Source organism: Pseudomonas agronomica (genome assembly GCF_025917275.1).
GTDB classification, from domain to species: domain Bacteria; phylum Pseudomonadota; class Gammaproteobacteria; order Pseudomonadales; family Pseudomonadaceae; genus Aquipseudomonas; species Aquipseudomonas agronomica.
The window spans coordinates 1-9,251 of record NZ_JAOSHO010000186.1 but is presented as its reverse complement, the minus strand read 5'-3'; the positions used below and the strand labels follow the sequence as shown (position 1 = coordinate 9,251).

General features: G+C 62.6%; 8 protein-coding genes. 2 read left to right on the top strand and 6 right to left on the bottom strand.

Features of this window, described 5'->3' with window-relative positions; genetic code table 11:
* Nucleotides 1-51: 51 nt before the first annotated feature.
* Nucleotides 52-960, top strand: a complete 909-nt coding sequence (locus OC610_RS14845; RefSeq protein WP_264428681.1) for a 1-aminocyclopropane-1-carboxylate deaminase/D-cysteine desulfhydrase — start codon at nucleotides 52-54, stop codon at nucleotides 958-960.
* 6 nt (nucleotides 961-966) lie between these two features.
* Here the strand turns inward: OC610_RS14845 and OC610_RS14840 are convergent, their stop codons facing one another.
* Both OC610_RS14840 and OC610_RS14835 read right to left on the bottom strand, forming a co-directional pair.
* Nucleotides 967-1,515, bottom strand: a complete 549-nt coding sequence (locus OC610_RS14840; protein ID WP_264428679.1) for a cytochrome b — start codon at nucleotides 1,513-1,515, stop codon at nucleotides 967-969.
* A 189-nt stretch (nucleotides 1,516-1,704) separates the two neighbouring features.
* On the bottom strand, nucleotides 1,705-3,105 hold the full coding sequence (locus tag OC610_RS14835) for a type VI secretion system Vgr family protein (RefSeq protein WP_264428678.1): 1,401 nt from the start codon (nucleotides 3,103-3,105) through the stop codon (nucleotides 1,705-1,707).
* Between the two features lie 219 nt (nucleotides 3,106-3,324).
* Here OC610_RS14835 and OC610_RS14830 point away from each other — a divergent pair, with 219 nt between their 5' ends.
* A complete protein-coding gene (locus tag OC610_RS14830; protein WP_030140051.1) occupies nucleotides 3,325-4,029 on the top strand; it encodes a YebC/PmpR family DNA-binding transcriptional regulator in 705 nt (234 codons plus the stop codon).
* A 136-nt stretch (nucleotides 4,030-4,165) separates the two neighbouring features.
* On the opposite strand, the gene OC610_RS14825 is transcribed toward OC610_RS14830, so the two are convergent.
* From OC610_RS14825 to OC610_RS14810, 4 genes are all read right to left on the bottom strand, one after another.
* Nucleotides 4,166-5,509 (bottom strand): leucine-rich repeat-containing protein kinase family protein, encoded by a 1,344-nt coding sequence (locus tag OC610_RS14825; RefSeq protein WP_264428676.1) that lies wholly within the window; start codon nucleotides 5,507-5,509, stop codon nucleotides 4,166-4,168.
* A 126-nt stretch (nucleotides 5,510-5,635) separates the two neighbouring features.
* A complete protein-coding gene (locus tag OC610_RS14820) occupies nucleotides 5,636-6,697 on the bottom strand; it encodes an ABC transporter substrate-binding protein (RefSeq protein ID WP_264428674.1) in 1,062 nt (353 codons plus the stop codon).
* Nucleotides 6,698-6,715: 18 nt separating this feature from the next.
* Complete coding sequence (locus OC610_RS14815) at nucleotides 6,716-7,831, bottom strand: NAD(P)/FAD-dependent oxidoreductase (RefSeq protein WP_264428672.1); 1,116 nt, start codon at nucleotides 7,829-7,831, stop codon at nucleotides 6,716-6,718.
* A complete protein-coding gene (locus OC610_RS14810; RefSeq protein ID WP_264428670.1) occupies nucleotides 7,828-9,183 on the bottom strand; it encodes an FAD/NAD(P)-dependent oxidoreductase in 1,356 nt (451 codons plus the stop codon). The genes OC610_RS14815 and OC610_RS14810 overlap by 4 nt, the downstream gene beginning before the upstream one ends.
* Between the last annotated feature and the right edge of the window lie 68 nt (nucleotides 9,184-9,251).

Genomic DNA, 9,251 nt, shown 5'->3' with positions numbered 1-9,251 from the left:
GGGTGGGGCAACTGTTAAGATGCCGGCACATCCCATCCTGATCTTTTTTCAATGCTGCTTTCTGCCCTCGACTGGCACCCCCAGCCTCGTCTCGAACCCCTTCACCTGGACTGGCTCGCCCATGCCGGCGTCGAGGTGGCGGTGTTGCGCCTGGACCGGATCGATTCGCTGATCAGTGGCAACAAGTGGTTCAAGCTCCTTCATCATTTGCACGCCGCCCATGTGGCGGGTGCGCAGGGAATCATCAGCCTTGGGGGCGCTTACTCCAATCACCTGCATGCATTGGCAGCGGCGGGCCAGCGATTCGGTTTCCCGACGGTGGGGCTGTTGCGTGGCCATCCCCGGGAAACGCCGACCGTACTCGACCTGAAAGCGTTCGGCATGACGCTGCACTGGTTGGGTTATGAAGGGTACCGAAGGCGCCATGATGCGGATTTCTGGACACCCTGGCAGGCGCAATACCCGCAGTTGTGGCCGATCCCTGAAGGCGGCTCGGGGTTGCCAGGCGCGCAAGGCTGCATGAGCTGGGAGACCAGCGTTCGCGATCAATCGGCGGGTTTGGGGTGGAGCGATTATCACGGCTGGTGGCTGGCGTGCGGCACTGGAACGTCGCTGGCCGGCCTTGTACTGGCGGAAGCGGGGAGGCGTCCGGTCCATGGCGTGCTGGCGGTTCCCGAAAACCACGGCGTGAAGCAGCAGGTCGAAAGCATCATGGAAGAGGCGGGATTGGGCAATCCGCTTTATGAACTGATTGACGGCAGTCGTGGCGGATTTGCCCGGGTTGACGAAGGGCTCACAACCTTCATCGAAACCACCGCGCAGATCGAGTTGGAGCCGTTGTACACCGGCAAGGCGCTGATGCTGCTCAAGGCTCGGGTCGAGGCCGGACAGTTTGCCGTCGGCACTCGACTGATCTTCGTCCATACCGGCGGCTTGCAGGGCCGCCGGGGGCTTCATTAAGCATCTTCAGCCGCGCTTGGGCATCATCCGCAATAACGTGTTATCGCGTACCACATAATGGTGATACAGCCCCGCCAACGCATGCAGGCCAATCAACCAATAGCCAATGGTGCCGCCGAGCACATGCCAGCCTTCCACTTGCTTGGCAAAGGCTTTGTCCGGCTCGATAAGCAGCGGCAAATCAAAACCATAGAACATTACCTGATGCCCTTCGGCGCTGGTGATCAACCAGCCCAACAGCGGCATGGCGATCATGAACAGGTACAAGGCCCAGTGCATCAGGCGCGCCAGGAAGGTTTGCCAGGCGGGCGACGCCGGAAAAATCGCTGGTGCCTTGCCCATGCTGCGAGCAAACAGGCGTAGCCAGACCAGCAGGAACACCGTCAGGCCGAGCATGAAATGCGCTTCCTTGATCAGCGTTCGACCGCCGCTGCCCTTGGGGAAAACCCCTCTGAACTCAATGCAGGCATAAACCACGGCCAACAGCACCAGCATCAGCCAATGCAAGGTGACCGTGACGGTACTGTAGCGGTTTGCGGAATTTTTCCAGGGCATGCGGGTTTCTCCAGCCATCAGGGTAAAGCGCTGTCTAGAGCAGCGTTGTGCTTGCACTTTAAGCCCGTTTCGCTGGGTTTGCATGAGCCAGATCATGTTGCGTCGATGAATTAAATGATCCGCCCACGAAATGCTCTCGCCATGCAGCCGGGCGCGACCCCATTCTTGCGGCTCAATCATGGGTTTTTCTCAAGGGGTGATGTCCGGTGGGTTCAAGAGCCAGTCGAACAACAAGCCCGTATTGTTGTTCGGCGCCAAGGGGCGGGGCGACGCGGGGCCACCTATGCCTGGGCCGGGTTCGTGCATTCCCACGCAAAGAACCGGCCGGTCGGGATCGCCGTCGAGGAAACTCACCAGGACCTCGCTACCGGCCAGCAACGCAGGTTGATCGCCGGGCGTCAGGCGTGACACGGGCAGCGCAATGCCTTCGTCGTCGCGGTTCCAGAGACTGACCATGACCCGGCCTTGTACGTCGCAGGTCGCGGCCTGGCCGGGCGGACCGAGTACATAGGCGAGGTGATAACCGGGTACGCATGGCTTGGGATGCATGAGGAGCGGTCGGTATACAGAGGACCAGGGGATCGCGCAGAACTGATTGCGGTAGCCCTTGGTCGCGGGTGGGGTTGGCCGGTTCGTTTCAAGAATTGAATATTGTCGTCCACGATGCCGAACCTCGGTAATCAGCCATTGGTCGTTGAACGTCGATACCGGGTGCCCATCGATCCGCGCGATATGACCGCTGCGCAGGGCTGGTGAGACGGTGTGTCCGTGGATCTCTCGTTTTCGGTAGCGCAACCGTTCGAGACGCCGTCGGCCTGCCTGGAAACGGTGAATTCGTGTCGGGTGGTCACGCATGCTTTCGTGCGCCGCCTCCTGGGATGCAGGTTTCGCGGTGTCGGTCGTTTCGGCCACTGCACGGTCGTGAAATCCGTAGGGCGGACCAGGGGATATCGAATGATGGCGTTGGTATAACCGCGTAATCGCGCCGACTTTATCCGCCTCCATGAGCAGTTCAACCGCTTGTACAGGAAAGCTCTTCGGATCCTCGGCAAACACCATGACGTGACCCCGGGGGCTGTGTTCGAAGTGGTAATGAATGCCTTCTTCTTCGCATAGCCGCTGCAACAGCGTCAGGTCGCTTTCGTCGTACTGGATACAAAATGGACGACACGGGTAGTGTCCGTTTGGCAGTTCGAAGCGATAGCTGTGGGCGGGTATCGAGTTTTCTTCCAGCAGGTGCCGCAGGATCTGCACGGCTGTGAGCCGATGAAAAACCCGACGCCGCGGTGCTTGTTCCAGTTGCTGAATAGACGGCACCAGCGTCACCCGGTAGCCGACGCGGTGCGCAGCACCGACGCTCAGGCTGACGTTGTGCACGATCCCGTGTACGCCGGACTCACCGTCCAGGCGCAAGAAGGCCGCTTGGCCCAACAGGGTGTCGGGGCTGATTGGCGGCACCAGGCCAATCAGGTCGAGTTCGAAGCGGTACGGGTGATTGAGGGCTTCCCGACCGTTGAGCCTCAGGACATGCAGGCGCAAGTCGCCTTGCATGATCGTCAGGCTGAAGGGGTTTTCCATATCGTTGCGCATTGCCGCCCATATTTTTACGAAGAGAAGTGCGAAGGGTACGAAACCCCAGCGTATGACGCCGTGCCAGAATGGCTATTTCGGAAACGCCCTACAGCATGTTGTGAAAATGTCGATTCGGTGGGAGCGATTTTTTGGTCGATCAGCCGGTTATGGGCGTATAAACTTGCGCCACAGCGCCGGCCGGCAGATGTCTCGGCGCGTCAGACAAGAGAGTGAGTAATGGGCGCACAGTGGAAGGTTAAACACAAAGAAGCGGCTGCCAACGCCAAGGGCAAGATCTTCGGCAAGCTGGTGAAGGAAATCACTATTGCCGCGCGCAACGGCGCCGATGTCGCGACCAATGCGCACTTGCGGCTGGTGGTTGAGCAGGCCAAAAAGGCCTCGATGCCCCGCGAGACCCTGGAGCGTGCGATCAAGAAGGGCTCCGGCCAGCTTGGCGAGACCGTGCAATACCATCGTGTCACCTACGAAGGTTTTGCGCCCCATCAGGTGCCGCTGATCGTTGAGTGCGTGACCGACAACATCAACCGTACCGTCGCCGAGATCCGCGTCGCGTTCCGCAAGGGCCAACTTGGCGCTTCGGGCTCGGTGGCCTGGGATTTCAATCACGTCGGCATGATCGAGGCCGCCCCGGATAGCCCGGATGCTGATCCGGAAATGGCCGCCATCGAGGCCGGAGCCCAGGATTTCGAACCGGGCGAGGACGGCGCGACGCTGTTCATCACCGAGCCTGCCGATCTCGACGCCGTGCAAAAGGCGTTGCCGGAGCAGGGCTTCACGGTGTTGTCCGCCAAATTGGGCTATCAGCCGAAAAACCCGGTCAGCGGCCTGACCGATGAGCAGATGGCCGAAGTCGAGGCCTTCCTCGAAGGCCTCGACAACCATGACGACGTGCAGGACATGTTTGTCGGCTTGGCGGGTTAAACCCTCGTCCTGTGACGAGGGCATTTATCCCCACCGGGTCCTGTAGGAGCTGGCGAAGCCTGCGATCTTTTTTGGTCTTTCAACGGGAGCTCAAGCACCTGTAAGAAGATCGCAGCCTCGCTGCGCTCGGCAGCTCCTACAGGGCTCTGCGGGGGCAAGCTCTCTCGTCACGGTCGTGCAATAAGTCTTCAATCTCATCAAACCCTGGCCGCGCCAGCACATTCGGCTGACAGCAGCGCGCCTCCAGGTCTTGTACTCGTGCAAGGTCCTCAATACCCAGCGCCGGATCGATCCGCGCCAGCAACTCTCCCAGCAGAATCCCGAAGGCCCGCACCTCGATGCGTTGCAACGCGCGGGTCTGTCTGTCATCAACCGGGGCATGGAACGACGCCGCGCCAAAGTCCCCCAGCAGGCAATCGCCGTGGTCATTGTAAAGAATGTTGTGCCCGTACAGATCCCCATGGGTGATGCCCTGGCGATGCAGGTGGGCCATCACCGAAGCGATGCCCCGCGCAATGCGCAAGGCGACCTCGGCCTCCAGGCGCAGTTCATCGGCATACACGTCACGCGTGCAAGACGCCAGGCTCGGCAGCCCGGCCAAGTTGCGGTAATCGGGGCCGATCAGGGCCATCACCAGCCCGGCCTGTTGCTCAGGATGGCCGTTGACCTGGCCCAGCACCTCGATCAGGTTGGGGTGCTTTCCTGCGGTGATGCACGCGTGCATCTCATGCAACGGCGAGCCGTCGCTGGTCATCTGGCCTTTATAGAGCTTGACCGCGACGTCGCGTGCTGCGCGGCCTGGCGGTTGCCACAGCGCCTGGTGGATCACGCCTGAAGCGCCTTCGCCCACTGAGCGCTGCAAGCTCAATTGCGACCAGTCGATCGGCATCGCGACGTGCAGCGCCTCGTCATCGGCTTCAATTTCCAATGGATTACCGGCGTAGGCCAGCCAACTGAGGCTAGGCAGCTCCAGCAACCACGACGGCAACTCGGCCAGTTGATTGGCGGAAACACGCAGCAATTCGAGGCGATGACACTGGGCCAGGCTCTGCGGCAACGCGCGCAGGCGATTACCGGCCAGCATCAGTTTTTGCAGGTGCGGGCGTCGGCCCAGCTCATCCGGCAGATGGCTGATGCGGTTATCGGTCAGGATCAGCCAGCGCAGCAGTGGCGGCAGGGCAGCGCTGGTCACGTGTTCGATTTGGTTGGCCTTGAAGCCGACCATGGTCAACGCGCTGCAACGGCCCAGGCATTCGGGCAGTTCGGTGAAGCGATTGTCCGAGCAGAACAGCACCCTCAGGTGGGGCAGTCGATAGAGGTCGTCGGGCAGTGTGTCCAACTGATTGCCGCTGAGGTTGAGGATCTCAAGGGAGTCGGCCAGTTCGAAGATTTCCCGGGGGAACTCCGTCAAGCCGCAGGCCAGGTCCAGTCGGGTTATGCCTGAAAGTTGGCCGGCGCGCAGTTGGGCGAGGGTGTGCATGGGTGGGTTCGCTGTTGAACAAGAGAAAAGCGCGCAGAAAAACCTGTGGCGAGAGAGCTTGCTCCCTCGCCACAGGTGATCGGCTGGGTTTGTGAGTTGGCCCCCATGATAACCGCAAAGCGCGTTTTAGCGCTCGATGCTGCGGTTCCACCGCGCATTCCATGCCGGACGTTGTTCGTTGACCTGATCCCAATCCACGGCAATCGCGGTGTCCAGGTATTTTTTCATTGCCTCCACCTGGCCACGGGTCTTGTCGGTGGTCGGCGTGTTGGGGTTGGACGGGATCTGGTCGCCTTCTTCCAGGGCGATGGCCTGGGCCTCGGGCGTCAGCAGGAACGCGGCGAGCTTTTGCGCGAGTTCGGGTTCGCTGTTCTGGGCGACGGCACATTCGGCGACGTTCAGCACCACCGCGCCTTCCTTCGGCTGCGCATATTCGACCGGCATGCCCTTGAGTTTCAACGCAGTGACTTGGGTCGGCGTCAGTGGGAACAGCGCCGCTTCGTCGGTCTGCAACATTTCGGAGATTTTCGCCGAGCTGGGGATGTACTCCAACACGTTACGCCCGACCGTGTTCGGCCACGCCTTGAAGCCCGGCTCGACATCGGTTTCGCTGCCACCCTGGATCCGGTTGAACATCAGGAAACCGTGCAGGCCGAAGGTGGACGAGGCCATGGACTGGAAGACTACTTTGTCCTTGAATCGCGGATCGGCCAGGTCCATCCACGACGTCGGTGCGTCCCAGCCCTTTTCCTTGAACAGCCGCGTGTTATACGCCAGTCCGGTGACGCCGAGGCTGACGGCGACGGCCTGGTCCTTGATGCGTCCCTTGGCGGGAATCTGCGCCAGGGGCGCGCTGTCCTGCAGTTTGTCGCATAGCCCCATGGCGATGGCGCGGTACATGATGCCGTCGTCCAGGAACATCACGTGCATCTGCGGGTTGCCCTTGCTGGCCTGGACCTTGGCAAGGATATCGGCCGAAGTGCCCGGCACGATCACCACCTTGACGTTGTTGGCTTTCTCGAAGGCCGGCAAGACCTTGTCGGCATACAACCGCTCCATAGTGCCGCCGTTCATGCCCAGGTAAAGCGTCGGCTCGGCCAACGCCTGGGTGACCGGGAGCAGGGCGCCCAGGCAAGCGGAACCCAGCGAGCAGAAACCGAACAGTGCACTGCGTTTGACGTTATTCATTGGCGCGACCTTCCTCTATCAAGCAACGGAGATGGAGTGGAACCGGGTGATGGAAAACGCATCCAGCGGCGTGGACGAAGCCCCGCTGCAGATGATCTCGGTGAGCGCCTGGCCCACCGCCGGGCCGATCTGGAAGCCCGCGCCGGCGAAGCCGAACGCATGCAAGAGACCGGGTTGGGTGCTGCTGGGGCCGATCACCGGTTGGCGATCGGGCAAGTAGCCTTCGGTGCCGCTCCAGGTGCGGATCGCCTGGGCACCCTCCAGGAACGGGTAGAGTTCGACGGCTTGGCGCAGGATCTCGATGACCGCGTTCTGGCCGGGCCGGGCGCGGGCATCGTCCAGCGCGAAACCCTGGCCGCCGCCCAATACGCAATTGCCCCGGGCGACCTGGCGCGCGTAGATGCCACCGCCCTCGACGCCGGTGCTGGCGTCCATCACCACCGGCAGCGGCTCGGTCACCAGCATCGCCGGGTGCCCGGCGTGCATCGGCACTGCTTCGCCGAACTGCGCGGCAAACCGGCTCGCCCAGGCGCCGGCGCAGTTCAACAGCCACGGCGCGCGAAATTCGAGGCCGGTTTCGGTGCGCACGACAAAGCGCTGGCCGTCGTGCGTGACCTGGCTGACCGGGCACTGTTCGTGGACCTGCGCGCCGTGCTTGCGGGCCGCCTGGGCAAATGCCGGCGAGACCAGGCGCGGGTTGGCGTGACCGTCGTCCGGGCACAGCGAGGCGCCGACCGCGACGCTGCCGACCCACGGAAATCGCCTGCGCAATTCGTCGCGATCCAGCAGCTGCAAATCGAGGCCAAAGCCCCGGCTGCTGGCGGCGTAGTCCTGCAACGAACGCAAGTCATCGAGGCTGCGGGCCAGCTTCAGATGGCCGCTGCGCTGATACTCGCCGTCGATGCCGATCAATTGCGGCAATTGCCCCCAGATCTCATGCGCCCGTTGCGACAGCGGCAGTTGCGACAACGGACGGCCCTGGCGCCGCACGCCGCCGTAATTCACGCCGCTGGAGTGCGAGCCGCAGAAGTCCCGCTCCAGCAGCGCCACACGACGTCCGGCCTTGCTCAGGAACAACGCCGCCGAGGCGCCGACGATGCCGCCACCGATGATCACTGCATCGACCTCGATCATGGCTCGACCTCCAGGCCAAACGGCACGGGCTTGACCGGTGCCTGTGCCCGCAAGCGGCCAATTTCCCCGACGGCGCGGTCGCTTTCATGGGCGATGATTTCTGCTGCCGCGGCACCGCACATCCGCCCTTGGCAGCGGCCCATGCCGACCCGGCAATGGGCCTTGACCCGGTTGATTTCCCAATGACCTTCCCGGACGACCTGGCGGATATCGCCGACGCTGACTTCTTCGCAGCGGCAAATCATCAGGTCGTCGGGAGCGACGCCGGCCCAGTCCTCGGGGAAGGCAAAGGCGCGCTCCAGGCCCTGGCGGAAATGGCCGATGCGGACGAGAGACTGTTCCAGCTGGGTGCAACGTTGCGGGTCGACTCGGTAGCCGAGGTCTTCGAGCAGCGCCAGGGCCGCTCGCTCACCCGCCATCTCGGCAGCGTCGGCACCCATGATCCCGGCGCCGTCGCCGGCCAGGTAGACCCCTGCTGAACTGCTGCGCCCGGCACTGTCGCGTTGCGGTAGCCAGGCGCGGTTGAGCGGGCTCCAGGCAAATTCGCAGCCCAGCAGATCGGCCAGTTGGGTTTCGCTGCGCAAGCCATGGGCGAAGGCGACCGCATCGCAATCGAGGGTTTGCTCGATTTTTTTGTTGCGCCATTTCAACGACTGCACCCGGCGCTCGCCCTCGATGCGTGCAAGGCTGGCACCTTGATGTACCGGGATTCCATGAGTCGTCAGCCAGGCGCGGTAATAAAGCCCTTTGGCAAGCGTGGCCGGTTGCGCCAGCAGGCCGGGCAGGGCGCGGATCTGCGCGCTCAACGGCGAGCTGTCGAGCACGGCGACGACGTTGGCGTCGGCCTTGGCGTATTGGTACGCGACCAGATAAAGCAGTGGCCCGCTGCCTGCGAACACCACACGTTCACCTACGGCGCAACCTTGGAACTTCAGGGCGATCTGCGCCGCGCCCAGGCTGTAGACGCCTGGCAAGGTCCAGCCAGGGACCGGCAGGACCCTGTCGGTGGCCCCCGTTGCGACGATCACGCTGGTGTAATCCAGGCGAGCGGTGCGGCCCTCATGCAAGGTGTCCAATTGACCGGCTTCGGCGTTCCATACCAGCGTGTCGGGACGGTAATCGAGCTGCTTGCGCAACTCATCCAGAGTCTGGTGGATGGCGTTGGCCTTGGCGGCTTCGAAGCCATACAGCTTCTCCGACGGGCGGGTGAAGTTCACGGGCTGGCGCCGGTAGATTTGCCCGCCACCGCGCGCGGCTTCGTCCAGCAGGACCGGATAGAGGCCATGGGTGACCAGGGTTTGCGCAGCGCGGATACCGGCGGGGCCGGCGCCGATGATGACGATGGGTTTCATGGCAACCTCACCGGCAGCGGATTTTCGCTGCTGTCGAGGCCGCCTTCGCGAGCAAGCTCGCTCCCACA

Bases quoted from the DNA above. Each gene is read 5' to 3' on its own strand.
- OC610_RS14845 (WP_264428681.1), top strand. From the start codon at position 52: ATGCTGCTTTCTGCCCTCGACTGGCACCCCCAGCCTCGTCTCGAACCC.
- OC610_RS14830 (WP_030140051.1), top strand. From the start codon at position 3,325: ATGGGCGCACAGTGGAAGGTTAAACACAAAGAAGCGGCTGCCAACGCC.
- OC610_RS14820 (WP_264428674.1), bottom strand. From the start codon at position 6,697: ATGAATAACGTCAAACGCAGTGCACTGTTCGGTTTCTGCTCGCTGGGT.
- OC610_RS14840 (WP_264428679.1), bottom strand. From the start codon at position 1,515: ATGCCCTGGAAAAATTCCGCAAACCGCTACAGTACCGTCACGGTCACC.
- OC610_RS14835 (WP_264428678.1), bottom strand. From the start codon at position 3,105: ATGCGCAACGATATGGAAAACCCCTTCAGCCTGACGATCATGCAAGGC.
- OC610_RS14810 (WP_264428670.1), bottom strand. From the start codon at position 9,183: ATGAAACCCATCGTCATCATCGGCGCCGGCCCCGCCGGTATCCGCGCT.
- OC610_RS14815 (WP_264428672.1), bottom strand. From the start codon at position 7,831: ATGATCGAGGTCGATGCAGTGATCATCGGTGGCGGCATCGTCGGCGCC.
- OC610_RS14825 (WP_264428676.1), bottom strand. From the start codon at position 5,509: ATGCACACCCTCGCCCAACTGCGCGCCGGCCAACTTTCAGGCATAACC.